This is a genomic window from Oscillatoria salina IIICB1, from assembly GCF_020144665.1.
Classification (GTDB): Bacteria; Cyanobacteriota; Cyanobacteriia; order Cyanobacteriales; family SIO1D9; genus IIICB1.
Map to the genome: position 1 here is coordinate 55,324 of NZ_JAAHBQ010000013.1, position 26,802 is coordinate 82,125.

Sequence of the window (26,802 nt, forward strand, 5' to 3'; positions counted from 1 at the left end):
TAAAGATTCTTAATTGTCAAGAAACTTAGTCACAACGAACCGAGGATAAAATTAATGGAAGCTTATGACGTAATTATTATCGGCGCTGGTCACAACGGGCTAGTTTGTGCGGCTTACCTATTGAAAGCCGGATATAGCGTATTATTACTGGAAAAGCGCTCAGTTCCGGGCGGTGCGGCTACAACCGAAGAAGTAATGCCGAAGGAGGCTCCTGGTTTCAAGTTTAACCTTTGTGCGATCGATCATGAATTTATTCATCTCGGTCCGGTAGTTGAGGAATTAGAATTAGCCAAATATGGCTTAGAGTATCTTTATTGCGATCCAGTAGTATTTTGTCCTCATCCCGATGGTAAATATTTCCTCGGACATAAATCCGTAGAAGCAACTTGTGCTGAGATTGCACGCTACAGCGATCGCGACGCGCAAAAATACGGTGAGTTTATCGATTATTGGCAGCGTATCATGAGCGCGATCGCGCCAATGTTCAACGCACCACCTAAATCAATTATCGACATTGCTGGTAACTATAACATCGATAAACTCAAAGATTTACTTTCCGTTCTCGGTACTCCAGACAAAATTCTCGATTTTGTCCGTACTATGCTCACTTCTCCGGAAGATTTACTCGGTGAATGGTTCGATACCGAAATAGTCAAAGCACCTCTAGCTAGACTTGCTGCTGAAATTGGCGAACCTCCATCCCAAAAAGGTCTTTCTGTGGGAGCAATTATGATGGCAATGCGCCACCATCCCGGCATGGCAAGACCTCGCGGCGGTACAGGCGCACTCACTCAAGCTTTAGTGAAATTAGTCACGGCAAAAGGTGGTAAAATTCTCACCGACCAAACTGTTAAAAATGTCATCATTGAAGACGGACGCGCGATCGGTGTAAGAGTCGCCGGAGGTCAAGAATATCGTGCTAACAAAGGTGTAATTTCTAACATCGACGCAAAACGTTTATTCCTCCAATTAGTCGAACCTACTGACATCGATGCTGCTGACTCCAAACTGCGTCATCGTTTAGACCGCAAAATTATTAATAACAACGAAACAATTCTGAAAATTGATTGTGCTTTATCCGAACCTTTACGCTTTGAAGCCTACGATCACAAAGACGAATATTTAGTTGGTTCAGTCTTAATTGCTGATTCAGTTAACCACGTCGAAAAGTCACATTCGTTAGCGAAAATGGGCGAAATTCCTGACGAAAATCCTTCCATGTATCTCGATGTTCCCACAGTTCTCGATCCCTCAATGGCTCCAGAAGGAAAGCATACTCTCTGGATTGAATTTTTCGCTCCTTATCAAATTGCTGGCGCAGAAGGAACAGGTTTAAATGGTACTGGTTGGACAGATGAATTGAAAAATAAAGTAGCCGATCGCGTCATCGATAAATTAGCAGATTATGCCCCCAATGTCAAAAATGCAATTATGGCTCGTCGCGTTGAAAGTCCTGCGGAATTAGGAGAGCGTTTAGGCGCATATAAAGGTAATTATTACCACGTTGATATGACTCTGGATCAAATGATTTTCTTCCGTCCTTTGCCAGAAATTGCTAACTACAAAACACCGATTAAGGGTTTATACTTATCTGGTGCTGGTACTCACCCTGGCGGTTCAATTTCGGGAATGCCGGGACGTAACTGTGCTCGCGTTTTCTTAAACGCACAGCAACCATTTGCTCAGAAATTTAAAGAAGCACAAAGTTCTGTCACCTCGGCAATGCGCTCGGTTTTTGGTATTTTGTAGTTATCGAGGTTAACTCAGGACTGCAAAATTCTGCCAAGATTTTTGTAGTCTTGATAGCCTCATGGAAAAATTAACAGAAAATTACCAAAAGCCAATGACTAAGAAAGTTTTAATTCTCGGAGGAACGGGCAGAATAGGAAGTAGTGTAGCGCAAGATTTATTAAACCATACTGAGGTGGAAATTGTCGCTACCGGAAGGACGATAAGCGGGGAAAAAATGTCAAATCCTCGAATCAAATATTTAGCTTTAGATTTAGCAAATATTGCCGAACTCGAAAAAGCTGTTGCAGAGGTTGATTTAGTAATTCATTGTGCGGGACCTTTTCATCATCGCGATGGACGAGTTCTAAAAAGTTGTCTGGAGTCGAAAGTAAATTATCTCGATGTTAGCGATCATCGCTCATTTTATCACAAAGTAATTAAGTATCGACCGGAAGCTGCTGCTGCGGGAGTGACGGCAATTTTAAATACCGGAATTTTTCCGGGAATTTCTAATAGTATGGTACGCCAAGGAGTCGAACAATTTGATGAAGTAGAAACTATTCATTTATCTTATGTAGTTAGCGGTTCTGGTGGTGCTGGTTTGACGGTGATGCGAACGACATTTTTAGGGCTACAAAATTCTTTTCAAGCGTGGCTAGATGGTAAATGGCAGGAAGTATTACCTTATAGCGATCGCGAAACTGTTTCGTTTCCTCAACCTTACGGTAAAATTGGGGTTTATTGGTTCGATATGCCAGAAACTTACACTTTTGTGGAATCTTTCCCGGCGAAAAATATTATCACTAAATTTGGTTCTGTACCGGATTTTTATAACCATCTTACTTGGATTGCTGCTCACATTTTTCCTAAGTCTTGGATTACTAGTCCTGCTGGTGTGGAATTTCTTGCTCGTGTCTCTTATCGTATGACTTCTGTTACAGATAAGTTTAGCGGAATTGGTGTTGCAATTCGCTCGGAAATTCAAGGACATAAAAATGGAAAAATGTCAAGTTATTGCTCCACTTTACTACATAAAAATACAGCAACTTCCGCAGGTTGCGGGACTGGTGGTATTGCCCAACTTTTGTTAGCAGATAAACTCAAGAAACCGGGAGTTTGGGCTGTGGAACAAGCCTTACCGACAGATTTATTTGAGCAAACAATGGCAAGTAGGGGAATTGAAATTAAGCAACAGTGGTTAGCTGCTTAAGTTATTTCTCGGTTACTTGGGGACAATTGTTTTTGAATTGGCACTCGTACCAATTCATTAAAGGAGTAGCCGTAATGCCGTGAACGAGAATTGAACAAAGGATAACAATGTAAGTTATCCAAGCAATTTGTTCGCCAGTATCTCCGCTTAAACCTTTACTCAAAGAATAGGTTAAATAATAAATAGAACCAACGCCGCGAATGCCAAACCAACCAAATAATAAACGGGTTGGTATTGGCAAATGGCTGCCCAATGTACTCAGCCAAGCACCTACAGGTCGGATAATAAAAAACAGAAATATTGCTACAGTTAAGCCGGCAAAAGCAAAATTGAGCAGAGGATCGATGAGCAATAAGCCACCAAGTAGTAAAATAGTAGCAACTTCGAGTAATTTTTCAATTTGTTCGGTAAATTCTAGTTGGGAAAGTTGTTTTTGAGAGTCAAAATAACGACGTTGTACGACTACTCCAGCAATGAAGACAGCTAAAAAACCGTAGCCATTGACTATTTCAGTGAGCGAATAAGTAAGTAAAATCGTACTGAGACCGACGAAATCTTCCATTAAATTATCAACCGAACGGAAGTTTTGTAAGCGATCGCCAATCCAAATAACTGCTTTAGCGACGAGAATTCCCATAACTACGCCCGCAGCGATCGCCCAAATAAAGTCAATTAATACCCATTGTTGAAACCAGTTATCGAAGTTGCTATCTTTAAACCAAAATAAGCCAAAATAAACAAAGGGAAAGGCTAGGGCGTCATTTAGCCCGCCTTCCGAGGTTAAACCAAAGCGTAACTCGTCTAGATCTTGAATATGAGCGAGTTGCACTTCGGAAGCTAAAACTGGGTCGGTAGGAGCTAAAATAGCACCAAGCAAAACCGAACTTCCCCAGCCAATCCCTAAAAACCAATGAGCTACTGCGGCGATCGCGATAATCGAAATTGGCATCAAAAAACCGATTGATCGAATCGTAGTTTGCCAATAAGCTAATTTTAGCGGTCGATTCATTTTCAAACCACAACTAAAAACCGAGACAATCACGACAATTTCTGTCATGCGCTCGATAAATTGCGCGCCCGGTCGCAAATCAATTATGCTAATACCTTGAGGGCCGAGAAAAATTCCCACAATCAGGTAGATAATCGCATAAGAAAGAGGGATGCGAGCAATCCAACCCGAACCGAGAGTTACAAAAAGTAAGACCAGACCGATAACTAAAAGAGTGAGAATATAACTCAATTTTGTAGCGCCAAGTGTGAGAGTACAAAATTGAGTCTAAAACTTATGTTGCTAATTGTAAATCCGCTTTAAGCTAGATTTTGACTCTAGCTAAATTTTCACAGAGAAATTCCGAGAATATCTGTGTTTATCCGCGTCTATCTGTAGTTACAAATACTTGATTAATTCACCAATTTATTGTTTTTGAGAGAGACGCGATCGCCGCGCTGCAAGATTGAGTAAGCTAACTAAATATCCGATGCCAGATGTATTTATTTGCTAAACTAGGCAAAGCTGATGATTTTTCGTTCTTTATTCTTCTGTTTCCGCCTTGCTATTACTAGGAGAAGAATTGTAGATCGAATCGAGTTGTTGACGGGCATCTTCTACAGATACAGAGCGCATCACCAAAAGTGGTTCATCAATTGGTTTACCCGTTGCATCTAATAACTCTGGATGAGGAACGCGAGAAGGAGCAGCAAGGGAATTTCCGAAATTATTATTACCAAATGTAGAGGGATTTCTTCCCGATTGGTAACTGCGACTTGAGTCGCCACTTAAAGTAATTAAGCTGCGAATTAAGTTACTAACTGCCAAAAATGCAATAATAGTAAAGGCAAGAATGTAAAGTAAATGTAACATTGTCTTTTTTTTCCTCCAAGCAGAATTTTTGCAGATTGGTATATTTATCGTCGAATTTTAAAAATTGACTTCGCTTTTGAGCCGTAATTTTAGCTTACCAAAGTAAGCAGTTGCTATTCCTCAGTCTTGGGGATCAAAGTGTAGGCTTTGATTTGATAGCTTGGTTGGTTTGCGGATTTTTCAGAGAACGCCAGCGCATTGAAACTCGCCAACATTCTGTCACCAAATTATGCCACGGAACTAAAGTAGCAGTGTCGATCCCAGCTTGACCGCCAGTAGCATGAAACAACATTTTAGCGGTACGGACTTCTTGCTGGGCGTTTTTTAGTCGTTTCAGCAATTCGTCTTGTTCCTCGTCGCTGAGAAAGATGATATCCTCATTTTCTAATAAAGTACGCGATCGCTCAAACCAATATTGGAAATCGTCTAATAACGGCTCCAGCACTGCCTTGAGCAGTTTGTTCTCTGACGGTTGCGAAAGTGTCATCAACTAAATTTCAAATTTCCGATCTCAGCTTTATCTTAACTCTCTTTACAATATTTAATAGTATGTTAGTTTTTTTTAAGATTTGCAAGGCGATCGCTAGGCAAGCGCCAACCTGTGCCCCTAGTATCATGGAAAAAGTCACCAAATAGAATCATTAAGTCGTAAGAGTTATCAAGTTATGGTTGCTGCTGAATCTGCTCCCGAACCAGAGGAGCAAATCCGACTACCTCGCACCAGCGAGTCTGAGTCTCTAAAAAAAATCCGTCACACCGCCTCCCACGTCATGGCGATGGCGGTACAAAAGTTATTTCCCAAAGCCCAGGTAACAATCGGACCTTGGACTGAATATGGTTTTTACTATGACTTCGACACTCCGGAACCCTTTACCGAACAAGACTTGAAGAAGATCAAAAAAGAAATGATCGAGATCGTTAAGCGTAAACTTCCGGTAGTACGCGAAGAAGTAAGCCGTCAAGAAGCCGAAAAACGCATTAAGGAACTTAACGAACCTTACAAGCTAGAAATTCTCGAAGGAATCGAAGAACCGATTACCATTTATCACTTGGGTGAGGATTGGTGGGACTTGTGTGCCGGTCCGCACGTGGAAAATACCAAAGAACTCCATCCGAAAGCTTTCGACCTAGAAAGCGTTGCTGGGGCTTACTGGCGGGGCGATGAAAAGAACGCTCAGTTGCAGCGTATTTACGGCACAGCGTGGGAAACCCCCGAACAGCTAGCCGAGTACAAACGCCGGAAAGAAGAAGCTCTCAGACGCGATCATCGCCGACTGGGGAAAGAATTAGGGCTGTTTGTCTTTAGCGAGATCGTCGGTCCGGGTTTACCAATGTGGACTCCGAAAGGAACGATTTTGCGATCGCTATTAGAAGATTTCCTTAAGCAAGAACAGCTCAAGCGCGGTTATCTTCCGGTAGTCACTCCTCATATTGCCAAAGTAGACTTATTTAAAGTTTCTGGACACTGGCAAACTTATCAAGAGGATATGTTTCCGATGATGGCAGAATCGGAAGCTGATTTGCAAGCCGAACAAGGCTTTGTCCTCAAACCGATGAACTGTCCTTTTCACATCCAAATTTATGAAAGTGAATTGCGTTCTTATCGCGAATTACCGATACGTTTGGCAGAATTTGGCACAGTTTATCGTTACGAACAATCGGGAGAATTAGGCGGTTTAACTAGAGTTCGCGGTTTTACTGTTGATGACTCTCACTTGTTCGTTACTCCCAATCAACTTGATGAGGAATTTCTCAATGTAGTCGATTTAATTCTCTCAGTTTTCAAAGCTTTACAACTGAGTAATTTTAAAGCTAGATTGAGTTTCCGCGATCCAGATTCGGATAAATATATTGGCGGTGATGACGTTTGGAATCAAGCGGAAGGTGCAATTCGTCGTGCTGTTGAGAAGTTGGGAATGGAGCATTTTGAAGCTATCGGTGAAGCGGCTTTTTACGGTCCCAAACTTGATTTTATCTTCCAAGATGCTTTAGAGCGCGAATGGCAATTAGGAACTGTTCAAGTAGACTATAATTTGCCCGAACGTTTTCAGTTAGAATATGTAGCTGAAGATGGTTCTCGTCAGCGCCCGGTAATGATTCACCGCGCACCTTTTGGTTCTTTAGAGCGGCTAATTGGTATCCTAATTGAAGAATATGCTGGCGATTTTCCTTTGTGGTTAGCACCAGTACAAATTAGGTTAGTTTGTGTCAGCGATCCGCAATTGGATTATGCTAAAGAAATAGCCGCCAAAATGCGTGCCGAAGGAATTCGCGTGGAAGTCGATACCAGTGGGGAAAGACTCGGTAAAGCAATTCGTAACGCTGAGAAAGATAAAATTCCCGTCATGGCGGTAGTTGGTGCAAAAGAGGTAGAAAATAATACCCTCAGTATACGCACTCGTGCGGCTGGCGAACTCGGCGCGATCGCTGTCACCGAAGTTATCGAGAAAATGAAAAACGCGATCGCTAATCATACCAACTTCTAACCCTAACTCAACCAAGTTCCAATAGCCCGCCTCGGCGGGCTAAAAATATTAAATATTAATAACTTATCATCCTGATGATTGCTAGTCTCGAACTTCCTCCCATGACTCCCGAAGAATACCTAGAATGGGAAGAAAAACAACCAATTAAATACCAATATATCAAGGGCGAAGTTTACGCTATGACAGGGGGAACTCTGAGTCATAATTCTATCGCACTTAACCTAGCTTCCGCCCTAAAAATTCACCTACGTCAAAAAGGATGTAAAGTATTCATAGCAGATGCCAAACTAGGCGTATCTCAACAAGGACCCTTTCATTATCCTGACATCATGGTAACGTGCGATCGCCGCGACCAAACCGCCCGTAAATTAGTTTATCATCCTTGTTTAATTATCGAAGTTCTTTCTCCTAGTACCGAAGCATTCGACAGAGGTGACAAATTTAAACATTATCGTCGTATTAATACTTTAAAAGAATACGTTCTTATCGATCCAGAAACAATCAACATCGAATGTTACCGACTCAATGAAAACAACAAATGGGAACTTACTCCTTATACTGCTGATGACTTTACAGCAGAATTAGACTCAGAAATTCATTTGACTAGCGTAGACTTTCACTGTCCAATTTCTTTGATTTACGAAGATGTAGAACTTCTGGAAAATAGCCCCGAATAATCATTCAAAGATAAATATTTCTAACAATTTTTTGACAGAAAAATATCTTAATTTGCCTTGACTATACTACATGAAATTATCTATAAACCTTACCTACAAAATCTCTACAGAATTTACATCTGTAGCATTTATTTAATTAGGAACATAGGCTTAAAGTTAATAATAAGTTGCACTTAAATCTAGTAAGGGTATAGAAACTAAAATGTTTAACTCAATGAAATATCTAGATACAACTTCTTGTTCATTTAAACTTAAGTTATTCATTTAAACTTACGTCATCCTGAGCGAAGCGAAGGATGACATTTTTCCACATTATCGTCTTCTAAGTATACTATCTTTGGACGTAACTTGGGATAATCTTTTAAATTATTATGATTAATTTATCAGTTTAAAATATTTAGTTGGATGCGAATATTTTATTTACTAAATTATCAATAACTGACCAAATTTAAAATTATCAAATAGACTTATTTTTAATTATTATAAGCAAATTAGAAACAAAAAGTATTTAGGGTTATACGGCTATCTTCTTTCCTGATAATCATTACAAAAAGCATTTGATTTTGTCCGAATCTCTTATTTGCTAAATTATCAATAACTAACTAAATTTAAAATTACTAATTCTTTTTTCTAACCAGATGATAACCGAATATTTTCTTCTAAAAAAATTGCTAATTCCGCCTTACTTATTGCTCCAGTAGCTACTTGAATAACCAAATTATAAGCATCTCCCGAAGCAAGATTAAGAGAATAACCATTTAAACCCAAAAAAACAACCATAACCGCAAAAGCAGTACGCTTATTTCCATCAACAAAAGGATGATTTTTCGCCAAATGAAACAAATAAGCCGCAGCTTGTTCGTGAATAGTTGGATGTAAAAGTTCGCCGAAAAAACTAGCTCGAGGTTGAGCAAGTGCAGACACTAATAAACCTTCATCTCTAATCCCCGCAGTACCACCAAATATTTCAATTTGTTCTAAATGAATAGTGATAGCTAAAGAACGAGAAACAAAATTAGGATTCTGCAAGACGACGATAAACCTCTTCCCAGTGTTTTTCCGTAGCCAAATAAACTCTTAATCCTTCAAAATCATCGGCTGTAAGTTTTATACCCAAATTTGCCATTTTCTCTTTAATTAAATAAATACGCTCTTGAGTATTTTCACCAGACAAATTCATCAAATCCTCCTCATTTGTCATCTTTTCAGAATCAGACAAAGGAAAATCTTCTCGCGATCGCGATTCCATCATCATCAATACGATAAACTAACTTCAGAAAATTATAACGAAATCAAACCCATCTTAGCGCCTCCCTTAGCGCCTACTCGAAACGAGAACGGCTAACGCCGAATGCGCCTACTCTGCGAGAACGGCTCCGCCGAATGCGCGAGACAAAAAAACAATCAGCCGCCACTAATCTTAACCTTATAACCCAACTTAGTTAAAATATCGAGAATTTTCTGCTTATGTTCCCCTTGAATTTCAATAGTATTTTCCTTAACAGTACCGCCACTACCACACTGAGTTTTTAACTGTTTAACCAATTTAGCCAAAGTTTCCGGCTTACTTTGAAAACCCGTAACCACAGTAACAACTTTACCTTTACGTCCAGACTTAGTAGCTTGAACCCGCAAATCTTGTTGATTTGGTGGCAATTCGGGAACTGCTCTCTCAAAAGCAGCAGAATTATCTGGAGTACCGAATTCTTGGTAAACCGCCCGGTTTTTCTTATTTTGGTTAGAGTTACGCTTTGCAGACATAATTAACTATCTAATCGGCTAATCGCTGGTTTTTATCCGAAGACAACCTCAAATTCTATAATAGAGACTTGTTAGTAATATTTGACTCTAACCGTGACCAAAACTCCCATTTCTCCATCTACTCAAACCCAACAACCAGACACTTTCGGACGCTTTGGTGTCTTTGGCGGTAAATACGTCCCCGAAACGCTAATGCCTGCTCTAAGCGAGTTAGAAGCAGCTTATGCTCAATATTGTAACGATCGCGATTTCCAGGCGGAATTACAAGGGCTACTTGCCGATTATGTGGGACGACCTAGCCCATTATATTTCGCCGAACGTCTCTCGGCTCACTACGCGCAACCTGATGGGACAACGCCACAAATTTATCTCAAGCGCGAAGATTTAAACCACACTGGCGCTCATAAAATTAATAATGCCTTGGCTCAAGTTCTCCTGGCGAAGCGGATGGGTAAACAGCGTATTATTGCGGAAACAGGCGCAGGTCAACATGGAGTAGCGACGGCAACAGTTTGCGCTCGTTTTGGTTTAGAATGCGTAATCTATATGGGCGTACATGATATGGAACGCCAAGCTTTAAATGTGTTTCGGATGCGATTGATGGGCGCAACGGTTCAGCCTGTGGAAGCGGGAACTGGTACGCTGAAAGATGCTACTTCTGAAGCAATTCGCGATTGGGTGACGAATGTGGAAAATACTCACTATATTCTCGGTTCGGTAGCTGGACCTCATCCTTATCCGCAGATTGTGCGCGATTTTCAAGCAATAATTGGTGTGGAAACTCGCCAGCAATGTCAAGAAAAGTGGGGCGGTTTACCTGATATTCTTCTTGCTTGCGTTGGTGGTGGTTCTAATGCGATGGGTTTGTTTCACGAGTTTGTGAAGGACTCTGGGGTACGGATGATTGGTGTTGAAGCCGCAGGTGAGGGTGCGGAGACTGATAAACACGCGGCGACGTTAACTAAAGGTCGTCCGGGGGTTTTGCACGGGGCGATGAGCTATTTGTTGCAAGATGAAGAAGGTCAACCCATAGAAGCGCATTCAATTAGTGCTGGCTTGGATTATCCGGGGGTTGGACCAGAACATAGTTATCTTAAAGATAGTGGTCGGGCAGAGTATTACAGTGTAACTGATTCTGAGGCGATCGCCGCTTTACAATTACTCTCTGAGTTGGAAGGAATTATTCCGGCTTTGGAAACTGCTCATGCTCTTGCTTATCTGGAAAAACTGTGTCCTCAACTAAGTGGCAGTCCAAAAATTGTCCTTAATTGTTCCGGAAGGGGGGATAAGGATGTGCAGACTGTGGCTAAGTACCTCGAATCTCAACAACAATAATGGTCAAAAGGTTTACATTTCTCGGTATAACTGTGCTTGTCGGTGGGTTGGCTGGCTGTAGTTCTTACGAACAAGTTTCGTCAGTTCCTTCACCGAATTCTGCTCCTGCTACTCCCACAACGACGCAAAGCGCTGCGGTGGGTTCTTTAAGCGCTTTGGAGCAAGCAATTCATCAGCAGGTGAATCAATATCGGATCTCGAAAGGTTTACCTGCTTTAGAGTTAGATGCTCGTATTAGCGAACAATCTCGCTTGCATAGTGAAGCAATGGCGCAGGGTAAGGTTCCTTTTTCTCATCAAGGCTTTGAAGGACGGGTAAAAGCTGTGGAAAGAGCAATTCCTTATCGTGCTGCGGCGGAAAATGTCGCTTATAACCAAGGTTATCAAGATCCGGCGACTCAGGCTGTGCAGGGTTGGATACAAAGCGACGGACATCGGAAAAATATGGAAGGAGATTTCGATGTCAGTGGTATTGGAGTGGCGCAGAATGCTCGGGGGGAATATTATTTCACTCAGGTGTTTATTAAACGGCGATAGGTCTTTTTGAGGATGGAATTAGAAAACTTTCAGGTGTGCGATCGCGATCTTGATGATACTACTCTTTCGCTTTATCTCGAAGCTGATGCTTTGGCAGTGGATACCGAAACAATGGGTTTAAATCCCCTGCGCGATCGCCTTTGTTTAATTCAGATTTGCGATCCTACAGGTTATGTTACCGCAATCCGTGTCGCTAAAGGACAAAACAGCGCCCCTAATTTACATAAGCTGATGGAAGTAGAAAATATTACGAAAGTCTTCCATTTTGCTCGTTTTGACCTCGCCCAACTTCAGCATACTTTGGGGATTTTGACAACCCCAGTTTTTTGTACTAAAATTGCCAGTAAACTGGCTCGAACCTACACTGCTAGTCACGGTTTGAAGGCTTTGGTACAAGAATTAACCGCCGTGGAATTAGATAAAACTTCCCAAAGTTCAGATTGGGGCAATGCGGCTAACCTTTCGGAGGCACAATTGAGTTATGCTGCTAATGATGTTCGTTACTTGTTGGAGATACAGCAAAAACTGACGGTAATGCTCAAGCGAGAGGGACGTTGGGAATTAGCGCAAAAATGTATGCAGTCTCTACCCATTTTTGTCGAGTTAGATTTGCTGCAATTCAAAGATATTTTTGAACATTGAAAATTATTGTTGAGAAAGACGTTTGACGTTTTTATCTCTCAACAAGCGATCGCACTCGGCTAAATATTCTGGTATTCTTTCAGCATGGGGACTGTTCGCGAGACATTCACTTAAATCTAGTTTCTCTAGGTTATCTGCTTTTTGTCCCGGAAACCAATGTCCGCCGTTACCAAGCATATTGTAGCGGGCTTTGCCGTATTCGAGCATGTCGTAGGCTAAGGCTAGGTTTCTCAGCCACAAAATTGTCGGAATATTGACGTTTCCTGGGGTTTCTTCGGGGGAAGGTAAACCTTGCTGCCAAGTATGATACCAATTTTCGCCGAGAGTGGCGATCGCCGTTTCTTCCAATCTCTCTAAAATTGCTGGTAAGATTTCTTCGGCTTTGTTTAATAATGGCAAAACTTTTAAATGTTCGTCAAAATCTGCTGGTTTTGCTGCACCTAAACTTAGGGTATGCACTTGCGGATGACTCAGACAAAATAAGTCATTGAATACCATCGGACTCAGTGGTTTACACAATTCTACCAACTTTTCGGGCGGATTATAAAGATGTCCGCCTTTGTCGGAAGGACTAATAATAAATACTCCCATATCATGACGGTTTGCTGCTTCAATTGCCGCCCAATTATTTTGGAAAATATAATACCAATGTAGATTAACATAATCGAATTCATTTGTCGAAATTGTCTTAACAATTACGTCTGTTGCTCCGTGAGTCGAAAAGCCCACAAAGCGAACTTTTCCTTCTCTCTGTAACTGTCTTACTACTTCCATACAGCCACCAGGTTTAACTGTATAATCTAATAATTCCGCCGTATTAATTCCATGAATTCCGAGTAAATCAATATAGTCGAGTTTCAGTAAATTGAAAGACTTGTCAAAGGTTTGGCGAAACTTTTTCGGGTCTTCATTAGGAGCAATTTTTGTTTGAATAATCAACTTTTCTCTCGCAAAATGAGGCAAAATTCTCCCTAATTGTAACTCAGAAGTTCCATAACCTCTAGCTGTTTCAATGTGATTAATTCCTACCTCTAAAGCGCGATTAATTGTCGCTTCTAAATTACGCTGATTTTTCTGAGGAATTGTCCAGCGAGGGACATCCTTCCATTTAAACTGATAGCGCATTCCCCCACAAGAGAAAACAGGTATTTGTAATTCTGTGCGACCAAATCTGCGATATTCCATTATTATACTCTGTTACTCAGGTTAATATTACTAAGCTATGTTAGCAAACTCTTTAGATAATTTAGCGCGATCGCTGCGGACTCAGCAACTTATATTATCATTCTCCCCTTTTTTAACAGTAGGGGACAACCTCTCCCCCAACCTCTCTCCTTTTAGTAGAGGGGAAATTTTTGATAATTATTGATAGCTGAAAAATCTTAATTTCTCCACCTTCGCTAGTAGGGAAGGGGGTTGGGGGGATTAGGTTAAGTAATTCTCAGGAGCGGTTGTCTAAAGCGGAGTCAGATAACTTGAAAAAACAACCTCTCTCCTTTTAGTAGAGGGGAAATTTTTGATAATTATTGATAGCTGAAAAACTTTAATTTCTCCACCTTCGCTAGTAGGGAAGGGGGTTGGGGGTTAGGTTAAGTAATTCTCAGGAGCGGTTGTCTAAAGCGGAGTCAGATAACTTGAAAAAACAACCTCTCTCCTTTTAGTAGAGGGGAGAATTTTGATAATTATTGATAGCTGAAAAATCTTAATTTCTCCACCTTCGCTAGTAGGGAAGGGGGTTGGGGATTAGGTTAAGTAATTCTCAGGAGCGGTTGTTTAAAGCAGAGTCAGATAACTTGAAAAACCCACCTCTCTCCTTTTAGGAGAGGGGAAAATTTTGATAATTATTGATAGCTGAAAAACTTTAATTTCTCCACCTTCGCTAGTAGGGAAGGGGGTTGGGGATTAGGTTAAGTAATTCTCAGGAGCGGTTGTTTAAAGCAGAGTCAGATAATTATTTTTTCTCGCGCATTCGGCGAAGCCGTTCTCGCTTCTCCTACGGAGACGCTACGCGAACGAGTAGACGCAAAGACGGCAAAAACGAAGTTGGTTTTTAATTTTTGGTGGTGTTACTGATACCTATGGCTTGAGAAATTGAATCTAGATTATGCTTTTCTAGTTGCTGTAATAAGCCAGACAAAATGCGTTTTACTATCCAGGGACCTTCGTAAACTAAACCTGTGTAAATTTGGACTAAACTTGCACCAGCAGCAATTTTTTCCCAAGCATCTTCGGGGGTAAAAATGCCGCCTACGCCAATTATAGGTAACTTTCCGTTAGTTTGTTGGAAAATAAAGCGAATAACTTCTGTGGAGCGTTTTTGTAAAGGTAAACCGCTAATTCCACCTGCTTCTTCGGTGACAGGTTTTCCAGTTTTGGTAATAATTTGAGTTTGCAAGATATCGCGGCGAATAGTCGTATTTGTAGCAATAATTCCTGCTAAATTATAAACTTGGGCGAGGTCAATTACATCGGCGATCGCTTCCCACTCCAAATCGGGGGCAATCTTGACAAGAATCGGTTTTTGTGCTTGATTTTCTTGTTGGAGAGTATCGAGAATCAGACGTAACTGAGCGGGATCTTGGAGCGATCGCAACCCTGGAGTATTCGGCGAACTCACATTAACCACAAAGTAGTCGCCGAAATTTTGGAGAAGCTGAAAACTTTCGCGATAATCATTCGCAGCATCCCCTAGAGGTGTTACCTTAGACTTACCGAGGTTAATTCCCCAAGGTAAATGGGCAGAATCTCGCTGACTTAAACTCTCAGCCAGAGCCGAGCTACCTTGATTGTTAAACCCCATGCGATTGAGTACCGCTTTGTCTTCTAGCAAGCGAAACAAGCGCGGACGGGGATTTCCTGGTTGAGGATGCCATGTCACCGTCCCTAATTCAGCAAAACCAAAGCCTAAAGACCCCCAAATACCAGCAGCTACGCCATCCTTATCAAATCCGGCTGCAAGTCCCATAGGATTAGGGAAATTAATTCCCCACACAGTTTGTTCCAAACGGCGATCGCTCACACAACAAGATTGCTCTAACTGACTTAGCAGCAAACTGGTTCCAGGACTTTTTTTAGTTCTTTCCAGCCAGCTTAACAAACGCAAACTATTGTGATGTAACCATTCCGGATCTGCCTTCAAACCAGAAAACAAGATCGGACGAATTGTAGCTTGGTAAATATCCACAGGAGTTAAGGGGGTGAGACTCAACAGGCAAAAAAAGACTTCTTGCTCGATAATACAAGCAAACGTATTGTTGATTATTGATTATTTCCGTTAGTGAAACCAACAACTTGCTAGATTAATTAACTAGAGACGACAAACAACGAAAATGGGTCAGCAACTACCCCCAACCGAGGAAAACAGACTTGTTGCTTTAGCACGGGTTTTACAAATCTTACGCGAGGAAGACAATGCCTCTGTTTTAATTGAAACTACCCTAGATTACCTTTCGGCAGAGTTTGACTATCGTTTAATTTGGATCGGTCTTTACGATCGCCTGGAACATCGTTTAGTAGGTAAAGGTGGAAAAGCACCGAATGGAGAAACTAGCTTTCTCAAGAAAAATTTTCTCCTCACTCCTGGTGATTTACTCGAACAAGTAGTAATTCAGCAACGTCCAGTCAGCGTTTCCGATCTCCGGGAAGAAACACGCGCCGGAGAATGGCGACGAGCGGCGTTACAATTTGAAGTTGAAGGAGCCTTGTTATTTCCTTTGCGCTGCAAAGACCGTTGTTTTGGTTTAGTTTTGTTAGGTTCTCACCTGTGGGGTGTGTCTCCTGCTCCTGGCGAACGTGCCGAACTTTCGCTACTATTCGGTAGTTTGGCGACTGCTCTTTACCAAATTGAATTAGAATGGCAGCGATCGGCAACTAAACGTCCCGACCAAACTTTTTTCCAGTTATTTGATGAGTTACAGCAAAAATTAACCCTCTCGAAACGTTTAGAAACTATTGTCAATCTGACTCAGCAATTTATCATCCCGACACGCACAAATATTTACTGGTATTCTCCCCAAAGACGTTATTTTTGGCATCGAGTAACTAATCAGCAAATGATTCGCGGGGTAAGCGATTTGCGCAATAGCGCCCCTGGGATTACTGTGGCTGAAGCAGAAGATTTTTATCAAATGTTAGTCGCAGATCGTTTAGTCGCGATCGGTTCGGGAAGAAGTCCTCTGCGGGCTGAAAGTACCGGACAATTGCTTTCTCGACTTCATGCTCGTTCTTTGCTGGCTGCACCAATTATCGTTCAAGATGAATTAGCAGGTTTTTTGGCTGTAGAAGACCAAGAAGCAAGAATTTGGGAAGGTGCAGAGAAAAATTATGTCCGTGCAGTTGCTCAAATTGCGGCTTTGGTTGCGGGAAATGAAGATTTAGAAACGAGGTTTGAACAATCTCGTAGTAATACTAATTTAGTGGCGCAAGTAGCAGAAGTTTTGGCGAGTAATACTGATGCCAAAAATGCTCTTAGTACCGTCGGTCAGTTGGTTTGTAAGCGCTTTGAAGTTCCTGGTTTTTTAGTGCTCAATGCCGATCGCGATGATACCTACACTTTACTTTATCAGTATCCGTCACTGAATCAGCGATCGCTGACTATTCCCATACCCATTCTCGAAGACGAAGAATGGCAGCAAATGAAGCCCGATGGTGGTTTAATTGCGATTGAAAACCTCGAAGAAAGCGAACATTTCAGCAATTGGAGTAAAGCTTTAAGTCAATTAGGAGCGCGATCGCTACTTTTACATCCTATTCAAAATGGGGACGCAAAAGGAATGTTATTAATTACCCATAATGCTCCTCGTACTTGGAATTCCACCGAACGTTTGTTAGCTACGGTAGTAGCAGGACAAATTGGTTGGCTACTCAAGCTGGTTAAACTCAAAAATAACACCATAGCTTTATCTTCACAACAACAAACCTTGCAAACTGGGCTGACTCAACTTTGGGAAGCTAACAGCGATCGCGTTTGGTTGGAATATTTAGCTAATTTACTCACTGCTCCTTTTGCTTTACTTTTAAGTTGGCAAAAAGTTAGTAAACCTCAAGGAAAAATAACTGCATCGGTGGGAGCTTTACCATCTGTAGATAATTTAACTATTGCGGTGGAAGGCGATCCTTTACTGCAAGCTGCACTTGCATCCTCCAACTTTTATGATTGTTCTTTAGCGGGACTTAACCCCATTAGTAAAAAATGGTTAAATTATCCTCAACAGGCGAAAGCTTACTTATTTCCCGTACGTACTTATTTCCATGAAACTGCAATGGGAATGTTTGTTTTTGCTTTTCCTGATGGTAGTCAATTTCCCACTCATCTGGGAGAAATAGCTACTATTTTAATGCGTCAATTTGCTTGGTATCGCCGCAACCAACAACAAACTGCAACTTTTCTCAAAGGTAGACGAGATAACCAAACTCTTAATTGGTACAAACATCGTTGCTTAGAATTTTTACATCAAGCTGTCGCTAATTGGTTAGCTCTTAGCGAAACCGAGCCTCAAGGGAATAAAATTGAAATTGGCGGTCAATCTTTACAACAAACACGACAACAACAAAAGCTGCGTGAGTTAGAAGATATCGAAGCCACACTCACCAGTGTTATAGCTGAAGAAGATTGGCAACTAAAAGGTAGTTTAGGAGTTGTCTCCGTACCTAGTTTACTCAAGCGATCGCTGCGTTTGGTTGAAACTAGCTACCAAAAACGTAATTTACTTACTCGCATTCATAACGCTGGTGGTTTAACTGTTTACAGCGATCGCTTTAAACTCGAATGTGTCTTATTTGAATTACTCTTAGTTGCTCAATCTCGCGCTCCTGAAGGTAGCGAAATTGAATTTTGGTGTCGCACCCTCCCCGCTCACATTGAAGTGTTACTTGTGGAAACTTGGGAGGTTCAACCGACAAACAAATCTGCTGCTAAATTACCTTGGGAAATTCCTGCTGATTCTTTTACACCTACTAACATAAATTTGAAAGTTTGTCAACGTATAATCCAAGCTTTAGGTAGCAAACTTCGTTTCCACAAACTTCAAGACGGTCGTTATTTAACTCGTTTAATTTTACCCACTCCTAGGAAGTGATTAGGAATTGGATTGGGAAGAGGGGGGTTTCAGTGAACAGTGACCAGTTATCAGTGAACAGTTATCAGTCCCCAGTCCCCAGTCACCAGTCCCCAGTCACCAGTCCCCAGTCACCAGTCCCCAGTCCCCAAATTAAACCGCTTGTGCGGGAACTTGAGGTTGGAATTGGAACAACGAATAAACCACATTCCGGCGAATATCGATCATCATTTCCAGGAACATTTCATAACCTTCCTGCTTATACTCAATCAGAGGATCTTTTTGTCCGTAACCGCGTAAACCAATCGACTCGCGCAAAGCATCCATTGCTTGTAAATGTTCTCGCCAAAGAGTATCAATTTGCTGCAAAATAAAGAAACGTTCAGCTTGACGCATCAATCCTGGTTGAATTTTGTCAACCTGATTTTCCTTAATATCATAGGCATTGTGAACTTGTTCGTGGAGGAAAGTCTTAATTTCACTTACCGTCATATCCTCCAACTGTTTTACTTGCAAATCTTCCAGCAAGTAAACAAACTCTTTCACCTTACTAATTAACTCATCCAACTTCCATTCTTCAGGAGGTAACTCCGGGTTAACATAAGCATCAACAATGTCATCCATTGTTTTCTCTGCATATTGAAGAACTTGCTCTTTCAAATCAAGCCCTTCCAAGACCCGACGACGTTCAGCATAAATAGCTCGTCGTTGGTTATTCATCACCTCATCATACTCAAATACTTGCTTACGAGTATCGTAGTAGAAAGTTTCGACCTTTTTCTGTGCTCCTTCGAGAGAACGAGTCAACATTTTCGACTCAATCGGCATATCTTCCTCAACGCGGAAAGCATTCATCAAACCTGCGACGCGATCGCCACCGAAAATTCGTAGTAAATTATCTTCTAAACTGAGGAAAAACTTCGTCGAACCAGGGTCGCCTTGTCGTCCCGCGCGACCGCGCAACTGATTGTCAATACGACGAGACTCGTGACGTTCCGTACCAATCACGTGCAAACCGCCTAACTCAATTACCTCCTCATGTTCTCTTTCCGTAAATTCTTCGTACTTGTGCAAAATTGCTTTATAGACATCGCGTAACTTTTGCACCACCTGGTCATTAGTAGGAGCATTTTCCGACGCGATCGCCAATTTCTCTTCTGCCTCTAATTCTGATAAACTTTGCTCGCCATAAGTTTGCTCCGCAAACTTCACCGCATCTTTCAGCATTTGCTCAGTTTCCGCAGACAACTGAGTCGGATAAATTTCTTGCGAAGCTTTCCAAGTTTTCAGCTTCGTTTTCGTCCCACCAGCAAAACCCTGTGGTTTGGGGGAACGTCCACCACCACCTGCGGGAACGCTAGCCACCAGCCCTTCATCTTCCTCTGGTTTCACCACCTTCGGCATAAAGTATTCCCGAACCTTCAGCCTTGCCATATACTCAGCATTACCACCGAGAATAATATCCGTTCCTCGTCCCGCCATATTAGTAGCAATGGTAACAGCACCCTTTCGACCCGCTTGAGCGACAATTTCTGATTCTCGTTCCACATTCTCCGGTCGAGCATTCAGCAAATTATGGGGAATTTCCAATTCATTAAGCAAATCAGAGAGTACCTCCGACTTTTCTACCGAAGTAGTACCCACCAAAATCGGACGACCCTGATTATGCAATTCCGCACACTCTAGTGCAACTGCTTTCCATTTTGCTTCTTCAGTTTTGTACACCACATCCGACATATCGTAGCGTTTAGAAGGTTTATTCGTCGGAATAATCGTGACTTGAAGTTTATAAATTTTCTCAAATTCCGCTTCTTCAGTTTTCGCCGTTCCCGTCATCCCTGCCAATTTAGGATACAGCAAGAAAAAGTTTTGATAGGTAATCGTCGCCAAAGTTTGAGTTTCGTTTTGAATATCCACATCTTCTTTAGCTTCAATGGCTTGGTGTAAACCATCACTCCAGCGTCTTCCCGGCAAAACCCGCCCGGTAAACTCATCGACAATTACGACTTCACGTTTGCGGACAATGTAATTCGTATCTTTAATAAATAGTTCCTTTGCCTTAATAGCATTAAAAATATAATGCGCCCAAGGGTCTTCTGGATCGTATAAATCCTTTACCTGTAGCAACTCTTCCGCATGAGCAAAGCCTTCATCAGTCATCAAAACATTACGAGCTTTTTCGTCAACCTCGTAATCGCCGCGAATTTGTCCATTTTCATCTTCAGCTTGAGGTTTAAGTTGACTCGCAATGTATGCCGCTCTTTTATATTTCTCTGTCGGACGCTCTACCTGACCGGAAATAATTAACGGAGTTCGCGCTTCGTCAATTAATACCGAGTCTACTTCATCAATGATGCAATAATTAAACGGACGCTGCACTACCTCATCCATCGAGGTTGCCATGTTATCGCGCAGGTAGTCAAAACCTAACTCACTGTTCGTCGCATAAGTAATATCACAAGCATAGTTTTGTTTTCTTTCTGGTGGAGTCATTCCTGACTGAATCAGTCCTACCGTCAAACCGAGAAAGCGATGGACTTGTCCCATCCATTCAGCATCTCTTCGTGCTAAATAATCGTTAACGGTGACAATATGAACGCCTTTACCTGATAAAGCATTTAAGTAAGCAGGTAAAGTTGATACCAAGGTTTTTCCTTCCCCGGTTTTCATTTCCGCGATTTGTCCTTTGTGGAGGACGATACCGCCTTGTAGCTGAACGTCAAAGTGTCGCATTCCTAAAACTCGACGACTAGCTTCGCGGACAACAGCAAAAGCTTCGGGCAAAATCTCTTCTAGGATTTCTGCCTCTTCTTCGTCGGTTTTCACTTGTGCCAATTTTTCGCGAAATTCTGCTGTTTTTCCCGTCAATTGTTCGTCGGAAAGTTCCTTAATGTCATCTTCTAAAACATTAATATCCGCAACTAAAGGTTGGAATTTTTTGAGTTTGCGTGCGTTAGGATCGCCGAATAATTTTTTTAACATGGTATAAGTAAAAAAACGTTGACTGATTAGCTATAGTTTGACGGCTCTCAGTAGTCAAGCTTTTGTCTATTTATCCTGAATGCTAGTTTTCATAATTCGCTTCAGGCGATTGAACTATTGGTGGTAGCTAGCGCCAAGCTGCGATTTTAGAGGTAATTTTGACAACTAATGATTTAAAAATGACTACGGTCGCACCAATGTCGGTTACTTAATAATGGTATCATTCTCTCTTGTTTCGATGCTGTTACGGGCTTCCCTAGTCCCTAATCCCCAGTCCCTAATCACCAACTGTAGTCGAACTGAGTGGCGTTAGGATGACAGGTAGCGCAGTTTTTGAGGTTGAGGGTGGTGGGTAAATCTACTTGGGGATGGAGTGCTTGAAAATAACGCGATCGCTCGATACGATAAGGCACTGGTTCTTCTTCTTGCAGGGGACGGGAGAAGTAACTTAAGTAGTTCCACATTAACTGGATTTCAAGTGCGATCGGTAGTTGGATTCTTTGTCCGTAGTGTTGTTGGGGTTCGAGGAGTATTCTACGCCAACTTTCGCTGGGGAGAACGGCTGGAGGAACGGGAATATGGCAGCTAGCACAGTTTTCCAGGTAAACTTTTAAACCGAGTTCTTGGTTTGGGGGAACAAAATCTACTGATTTATTCCCCGTTGGCGATAAAGAATAGTTGAATTTTTCCAGATTATTGTTGCTGTCTGCAATGGGTTGGTTGGTTGAAGCGATTTGGCTGGCTGGAGTTTCTCCACCAATAGCTATGCCCCAACCAATGACAATACTCCAGAGTAAAATCAGCAACAATAAAATTAAAGGGGATTTTTTTCTGGTTTGGTTTTTGCGGCTGCGCTTAATTTTTTTGCTTTTCATAAAGCTGTGAGGCTAATTTTCCACGGGAACGGAACGCAGTAAGCGTTCGACAATCGTTTTGGCTTGACGACCACCTGCGGGAATTAGACGATGAGTGAGGACGTGGGGTGCCACTGTTTTCACGTCATCAGGAATAGCATGATCTCGTCCTTCAAGAAAAGCGAAGGCTTGAGTTGCTCGCTGTAAGGTAACTGTACCTCGCGGACTTACTCCTAAAGTGATTTCGTCGTCTTCACGCGATGCTCGTACTAGCCTGAGAATATATTGTTGCAGTTCGGTTGTCACTTTCACTTGAGAAGCAAGGCGTTGTAGTTCGAGTGCGTCTTCGAGAGAGAGACAAGGTTGTAATTCGTTGAATTTGATTCCTTGTTGCTGTTTCTGCAACATTTGCAGTTCTTCTGCTTCGGTGGGATAGCCGAGAGAAAAACAAAGGGCGAAGCGATCCATTTGTGCTTCTGGTAAGGGAAAGGTACCTTGATATTCGATGGGGTTTTGGGTGGCGATCGCAAAAAATGGTTTGGGTACTGCTCTAGCTACGCCATCGACGGTGACTTGTTGCTCTTCCATTACTTCTAGTAAGGCGGACTGGGTGCGTGGTGTGGCGCGGTTGATTTCGTCTACTAAGAGAACGTTAGCAAATACTGGTCCGGGCAAAAATTCAAATTCTTGGTTGCCTTGTTTAAATATGTTGGTTCCGGTAATATCTGTGGGCAAGAGATCGGGAGTGCATTGAACGCGCCGAAATTCTCCGTTGATCGATCGCGCTAGAGATTTGGCAAGGAGGGTTTTCCCTACTCCCGGAACGTCTTCGAGTAGGGCGTGACCTCCACTTAACATCGATACTAGGATTAGGCGGATGGCTTCGTTTTTGCCGACGATGGTTTGACTGAGGTTTTCTGTTAGCTGTTCAATTCTTTCTCGCATAGCATTTCAAAACATATTTGTCAAGAAAATAAACTAAAAATTAATCAGAAATTAAGGCGATCGCGATTATCGAGTGTCAAGTTCAGAAAAATATTTTCTCGCCCTTTGACAGTCGGTAGCAATTTGCGCTTTGAGAGCGTCGAGGGAAGGAAATTTTTGCTCTGAGCGCAAAAACTGCTTTAAACTAACGATAAGTTTTTGACCGTATAAATCTCCAGACCAATCTAACAGATGTATTTCAATTGTGGGATTTTTGCCGTCTACGGTGGGACGACAACCTAGGTTCATCACGCCAATGAGCGTTTCAGGGGAAGTATTAAAGTCACTAAATTTCTCAACTGTGACACAATAAACTCCTTGTCGAGGCAAAAATTTATCGGCGGGTACTTGTAAGTTGGCAGTAGGGAAGCCAATAGTTCTACCCAATTTTTGTCCAGTTACCACCTGACCGATTAAAGTGTAGTCGCGACCAAGCAGTCGGTTAGCTTTAGGGATTTCACCTTCGCTGAGAGCTTGACGAATCAGGGAACTACTAATGCGATCGCTAGCACAAGTTTCTAGTGGTGCGACCGTAACTTCAATTCCAAATTGAGCAGCAAGATTAATCAATTCTGTCGCACAACCTGCACGGTTTTTCCCGAAGCGAAAATCCTCTCCCACACTAATAAAAGTTGCTTGTAACTGCTCGACTAAAATTTCTGCAACGAATTGCTGGGGACTCAAAGACGCTATTTCTTGGTCGAAGGGTAGCGAAACTAGCTGTTCGACACCTAAACGTTCTAATTGTGCCGCTTTTTCAGCTAAAGGAGTCAATAATTTCCGACTTTGACCAGTAAAAAATTCTCTCGGATGAGGATTAAAAGTAACTACCGTAGCTAGGGGACGATGTTTAAGCAATTCTTTTTCCTTTTCCGGCGTGACAGGAGATTCAGATAAAATTGGTTGCACGACTTGGCGATGCCCTCGATGCACGCCATCAAAATTGCCGAGAGCAACAGCAGTTGGAGTTAAAGCCGTGGCAGTAGAAGATGTTACCCACACGCTTTACATTCTGACATACTTTGAGTCATTTGTTCTCAATAACTCGCGATCGAAGCGATCGGTTGAGGTTTTTTAGGAAAATCGTGACTAGTTAAGCTAAAGAGAAGTCGCAGCACAAGGTTGAGTTAACTCAATCGAACAACCTTCTCTAGCGACGATCGTGTTGGGGAAAGCAGCGATCGCTTCTTTACTAACGCGATCGAGAAATTCATCATTATGTAAGGGGTCATGGTGAAAAATTACCAACTTTTTTACTTTCGCTGCTTTCGCTACTTTCACTGCTTCTTGCCAAGTAGAATGTCCCCAACCAACTTTACTCGACCTAGGCGAATAATATTCTTCATCAGTATAGGCAGCATCAATAATTAAAACATCGGCATTTCTAGCTAGCCAAAGCACATTTTCGTCCAGTTTGTCAGGAAAATGTTCGGTATCGGTAACATAAGCCGCCGCCATTCCTCGCCAATTGACGCGATAACCTGTAGCCTCTCCAGGATGATTTAGTCTCGCATTCTCGACGATAACATCACCAAACTTGACCTTTTCCCCGATTTCCAAGTCATAAAATTTTAAATCCGCTTGCATAATTCGTAACGGAACCGGAAAATTGGGATGCAGCATTTGGTCGTGGAGACGTTGTTTAATGCTGGCACCATTGGGCGCGATCGCCCCGTAAATGTGAAAACAATTTCCCTTAATAAAAGCGGGTATAAAAAAAGGAAAGCCCTGAATATGATCCCAGTGAGAGTGAGTGAAAAACATTCTCGCTTCTATTTGACCTTGTGAGAGAAGTGACTGTCCTAACACTCGTAAGCCAGTACCCCCATCAAAGATTAGACGTTCTTCCCCGACTTGCATTTCGATGCAAGGCGTATTTCCTCCATATCGGACAGTTTCTACTCCTGGACAGGGAATACTTCCTCTAACGCCCCAAAAGTTGATTTTGAATAAGTTTTGCATACTAGACATGGGTCTTTGCTGAAGATTTTTTTCTTTTTCAGGCTCTTGGTAGCAGTGTTGTTTTTTCAATTTCTCATCATGGTACTATTTTTACTCAATTTATGACTTGTGTTGAGTTAGAAAATTCTTGAAGACCCGATCTAGCCTTCCCGGGCGGCAGATGCTTAATTTTTTATTTAAAGAGAAACTGATTAAACTTTACAATCAAATTTAAACAATGAGTATTATTTTGCCGAACTTAAAAAACAAGCATCGTTTCTGTCACCCTTAATCTAGTTTTACGGCGAGATTTATTTTTTGATAACCTTTGAGAAAAAAATTTTTTAGTCAAGGATTATGAGATGAGCTAATCAAAAATATCAGTTTTGTGGGGCTCTAGCTTGTGACGGTTTCAGGAGGGAGTTGTGATCTTGCTCACTTACAATTCAATTAAGCAACAGTTATTAAATTTTAGCAAGAGGATGGCGATCGCGATCGCCGATTACAAGCTGACTATGACTCAAACTCCAACTTTTAACCACCCACTTCTCCAACCAGGGAGTCTGCGTAAAGTTCACCACATCGCTTTTAATGTTAAGGATATCCAAGCTTCTCGTTACTTCTATGGCACAATTCTCGGACTTCACGAATTGACTGGGGAAGAGGTTCCTAGTACCCTCAAAGAGTTAGTTGCAACTGGTAAAGTTGCCAACTTCGTGACGCCAGATGGTACGGTTATAGATTTATTCTCTGAACCCGATCTTAATCCTCCCGATCCCGATCCCAAACAAGCTTTTACCCGCGCTAATCATCTCGCTTTTGATATTGACCCTAATCAGTTTGACGAAGCTGTCAAGGTTTTGCAACAAAATGACATAGTTATTGACCAAGGTCCAGTTACTCGTCCTACCGGAAGAGGTATTTATTTTTACGATCCCGATGGCTTTATCATTGAGATTCGCTGCGATCCTCTCGAAAGCTAAATTTAGCCAAAAATTACCAACGATCTCACAGGCAACTTGTCTGTGTTATTTTGTTAAATTTATCATCTTTTGATGATGCTCAAATCCAATCTCCTGGTACGATGAGAGCGTGAAAAAAATATATTTCAAAACAACTAAGTTTTGTAAACAATAGACTTTTGTATTTGTTGGGCAAACAACTCCCAACTACTAATTATCTAGAGAGGACATAGTCAAGATATTATGAAGCATTACTGCGATCGCTGGCTGGAAGAATGGTGTCAAGAAAATGGTTGGACAGATTTAGTTAAAGTAAGTAAAAATGCTTACTGGGCATTTCCTCCAGGAGGCGTGATGCCGGAACCAATACCGAGTAAAATTCTCAAAACAATTAAAGCAGAAAAAGGCTTAAGCCATCCCGAAAAAGTGTGGTCGATTGCAGCAGTAATTGTGACAATTGTGGCAGCATTTTCTAGTTATTTTCTTAATTCGCCAATGCCGATTGTAGTTGCTTTTGCTTTTGCCGCAATCACCGTAGCCCAATTAGAAGTAGAAGAAATTTAGAGTTCGTAGTAAAAGCTAAAGTCCTTAAGTTCGTAGTAAGGGCTTTAGCCGTCAAGTTCGTAGTAAAAGCTAAAGTCCTTAAGTTCGTAGTAAAAGCTAAAGTCCTTAAGTTCGTAGTAAAAGCTAAATTCCTTAAGTTCGTAGTAAAAGCTAAAGTCCTTAAGTTCGTAGTAAAAGCTAAAGTCCTTAAGTTCGTAGTAAGGGCTTTAGCCCTAATATT

General features: G+C 41.7%; 23 protein-coding genes. 10 read left to right on the top strand and 13 right to left on the bottom strand.

What is annotated here, in order from left to right; all coding sequences use genetic code 11:
* Positions 1–54 precede the first annotated feature (54 nt).
* Together crtO and G3T18_RS05130 are read left to right on the top strand one after the other, a co-directional pair.
* Positions 55–1,749 carry a beta-carotene ketolase CrtO gene (gene crtO / locus G3T18_RS05125; protein WP_224409460.1) on the top strand — a complete coding sequence of 565 codons (1,695 nt, stop codon included), beginning with the start codon at positions 55–57 and terminating at the stop codon, positions 1,747–1,749.
* Positions 1,750–1,843: 94 nt separating this feature from the next.
* Positions 1,844–2,941, top strand: a complete 1,098-nt coding sequence (locus G3T18_RS05130) for a saccharopine dehydrogenase family protein (RefSeq protein ID WP_224409461.1) — start codon at positions 1,844–1,846, stop codon at positions 2,939–2,941.
* A 1-nt stretch (position 2,942) separates the two neighbouring features.
* On the opposite strand, the gene G3T18_RS05135 is transcribed toward G3T18_RS05130, so the two are convergent.
* The 3 genes from G3T18_RS05135 to G3T18_RS05145 all read right to left on the bottom strand — a co-directional run bounded on the left by G3T18_RS05135 (position 2,943) and on the right by G3T18_RS05145 (position 5,289).
* Positions 2,943–4,181 (bottom strand): cation:proton antiporter, encoded by a 1,239-nt coding sequence (locus G3T18_RS05135; protein WP_224409462.1) that lies wholly within the window; start codon positions 4,179–4,181, stop codon positions 2,943–2,945.
* A 291-nt stretch (positions 4,182–4,472) separates the two neighbouring features.
* Positions 4,473–4,802, bottom strand: coding sequence for a DUF2973 domain-containing protein (locus G3T18_RS05140; protein WP_224409463.1), 330 nt, complete (start codon positions 4,800–4,802; stop codon positions 4,473–4,475).
* A 133-nt stretch (positions 4,803–4,935) separates the two neighbouring features.
* Positions 4,936–5,289: a DUF2605 domain-containing protein gene (locus tag G3T18_RS05145; RefSeq protein ID WP_224409464.1), complete on the bottom strand. Its 354-nt coding sequence runs from the start codon at positions 5,287–5,289 to the stop codon at positions 4,936–4,938.
* 178 nt (positions 5,290–5,467) lie between these two features.
* On the opposite strand from G3T18_RS05145, the gene thrS reads away from it, so the two are divergent.
* Together thrS and G3T18_RS05155 are read left to right on the top strand one after the other, a co-directional pair.
* A complete protein-coding gene (gene thrS, locus G3T18_RS05150; RefSeq protein ID WP_224409465.1) occupies positions 5,468–7,288 on the top strand; it encodes a threonine--tRNA ligase in 1,821 nt (606 codons plus the stop codon).
* A 74-nt stretch (positions 7,289–7,362) separates the two neighbouring features.
* Positions 7,363–7,965: a Uma2 family endonuclease gene (locus tag G3T18_RS05155; RefSeq protein ID WP_224409466.1), complete on the top strand. Its 603-nt coding sequence runs from the start codon at positions 7,363–7,365 to the stop codon at positions 7,963–7,965.
* A gap of 630 nt (positions 7,966–8,595) precedes the next feature.
* Here G3T18_RS05155 and G3T18_RS05160 read toward each other — a convergent pair.
* The 3 genes from G3T18_RS05160 to G3T18_RS05170 all read right to left on the bottom strand — a co-directional run bounded on the left by G3T18_RS05160 (position 8,596) and on the right by G3T18_RS05170 (position 9,726).
* On the bottom strand, positions 8,596–8,994 hold the full coding sequence (locus G3T18_RS05160) for a type II toxin-antitoxin system death-on-curing family toxin (RefSeq protein WP_224409467.1): 399 nt from the start codon (positions 8,992–8,994) through the stop codon (positions 8,596–8,598).
* Positions 8,981–9,220: a hypothetical protein gene (locus G3T18_RS05165; RefSeq protein ID WP_224409468.1), complete on the bottom strand. Its 240-nt coding sequence runs from the start codon at positions 9,218–9,220 to the stop codon at positions 8,981–8,983. Before G3T18_RS05165 ends, G3T18_RS05160 begins: the two co-directional genes overlap by 14 nt.
* A gap of 149 nt (positions 9,221–9,369) precedes the next feature.
* A complete protein-coding gene (locus G3T18_RS05170) occupies positions 9,370–9,726 on the bottom strand; it encodes a translation initiation factor (protein ID WP_224409469.1) in 357 nt (118 codons plus the stop codon).
* Between the two features lie 93 nt (positions 9,727–9,819).
* On the opposite strand from G3T18_RS05170, the gene trpB reads away from it, so the two are divergent.
* Genes trpB through G3T18_RS05185 form a run of 3 tightly spaced genes read left to right on the top strand, consistent with a single transcriptional unit; the run spans position 9,820 to position 12,239 of the window.
* Entirely contained in the window at positions 9,820–11,061 is a 1,242-nt protein-coding gene (gene trpB / locus G3T18_RS05175; RefSeq protein ID WP_224409470.1) for a tryptophan synthase subunit beta, read from the top strand.
* Positions 11,061–11,597, top strand: coding sequence for a CAP domain-containing protein (locus tag G3T18_RS05180; RefSeq protein ID WP_224409471.1), 537 nt, complete (start codon positions 11,061–11,063; stop codon positions 11,595–11,597). Before trpB ends, G3T18_RS05180 begins: the two co-directional genes overlap by 1 nt.
* 12 nt (positions 11,598–11,609) lie before the next feature.
* Positions 11,610–12,239, top strand: a complete 630-nt coding sequence (locus G3T18_RS05185; RefSeq protein WP_224409472.1) for a ribonuclease D — start codon at positions 11,610–11,612, stop codon at positions 12,237–12,239.
* Between the two features lie 3 nt (positions 12,240–12,242).
* Here G3T18_RS05185 and G3T18_RS05190 read toward each other — a convergent pair whose 3' ends face one another.
* Positions 12,243–13,424 (bottom strand): aldo/keto reductase, encoded by a 1,182-nt coding sequence (locus tag G3T18_RS05190; protein ID WP_224409473.1) that lies wholly within the window; start codon positions 13,422–13,424, stop codon positions 12,243–12,245.
* A gap of 865 nt (positions 13,425–14,289) precedes the next feature.
* Complete coding sequence (locus G3T18_RS05195) at positions 14,290–15,423, bottom strand: quinone-dependent dihydroorotate dehydrogenase (protein ID WP_224409474.1); 1,134 nt, start codon at positions 15,421–15,423, stop codon at positions 14,290–14,292.
* 145 nt (positions 15,424–15,568) lie between these two features.
* On the opposite strand from G3T18_RS05195, the gene G3T18_RS05200 reads away from it, so the two are divergent.
* Entirely contained in the window at positions 15,569–18,316 is a 2,748-nt protein-coding gene (locus G3T18_RS05200) for a GAF domain-containing protein (RefSeq protein ID WP_224409475.1), read from the top strand.
* 132 nt (positions 18,317–18,448) lie between these two features.
* Here the strand turns inward: G3T18_RS05200 and secA are convergent, their stop codons facing one another.
* The 5 genes from secA to G3T18_RS05225 form a co-directional block, all read right to left on the bottom strand.
* Positions 18,449–21,277: a preprotein translocase subunit SecA gene (gene secA, locus G3T18_RS05205; protein WP_224409476.1), complete on the bottom strand. Its 2,829-nt coding sequence runs from the start codon at positions 21,275–21,277 to the stop codon at positions 18,449–18,451.
* A 281-nt stretch (positions 21,278–21,558) separates the two neighbouring features.
* Positions 21,559–22,152, bottom strand: a complete 594-nt coding sequence (locus G3T18_RS05210; RefSeq protein ID WP_224409477.1) for a diheme cytochrome c — start codon at positions 22,150–22,152, stop codon at positions 21,559–21,561.
* 12 nt (positions 22,153–22,164) lie between these two features.
* A complete protein-coding gene (locus G3T18_RS05215; RefSeq protein WP_224409478.1) occupies positions 22,165–23,076 on the bottom strand; it encodes an AAA family ATPase in 912 nt (303 codons plus the stop codon).
* Positions 23,077–23,142: 66 nt separating this feature from the next.
* Complete coding sequence (locus G3T18_RS05220) at positions 23,143–24,117, bottom strand: bifunctional riboflavin kinase/FAD synthetase (RefSeq protein ID WP_224409479.1); 975 nt, start codon at positions 24,115–24,117, stop codon at positions 23,143–23,145.
* Positions 24,118–24,213: 96 nt separating this feature from the next.
* The gene (locus G3T18_RS05225) at positions 24,214–25,086 is read right to left on the bottom strand and encodes an MBL fold metallo-hydrolase (RefSeq protein ID WP_224409480.1); all 873 of its coding nucleotides are present in this window, start codon (positions 25,084–25,086) and stop codon (positions 24,214–24,216) included.
* A gap of 485 nt (positions 25,087–25,571) precedes the next feature.
* Here G3T18_RS05225 and G3T18_RS05230 point away from each other — a divergent pair, with 485 nt between their 5' ends.
* Positions 25,572–26,039, top strand: coding sequence for a VOC family protein (locus G3T18_RS05230; RefSeq protein WP_224409482.1), 468 nt, complete (start codon positions 25,572–25,574; stop codon positions 26,037–26,039).
* A gap of 222 nt (positions 26,040–26,261) precedes the next feature.
* Positions 26,262–26,582, top strand: a complete 321-nt coding sequence (locus G3T18_RS05235) for a slr1957 family protein (RefSeq protein ID WP_224409481.1) — start codon at positions 26,262–26,264, stop codon at positions 26,580–26,582.
* The last annotated feature ends 220 nt before the right edge of the window (positions 26,583–26,802 follow it).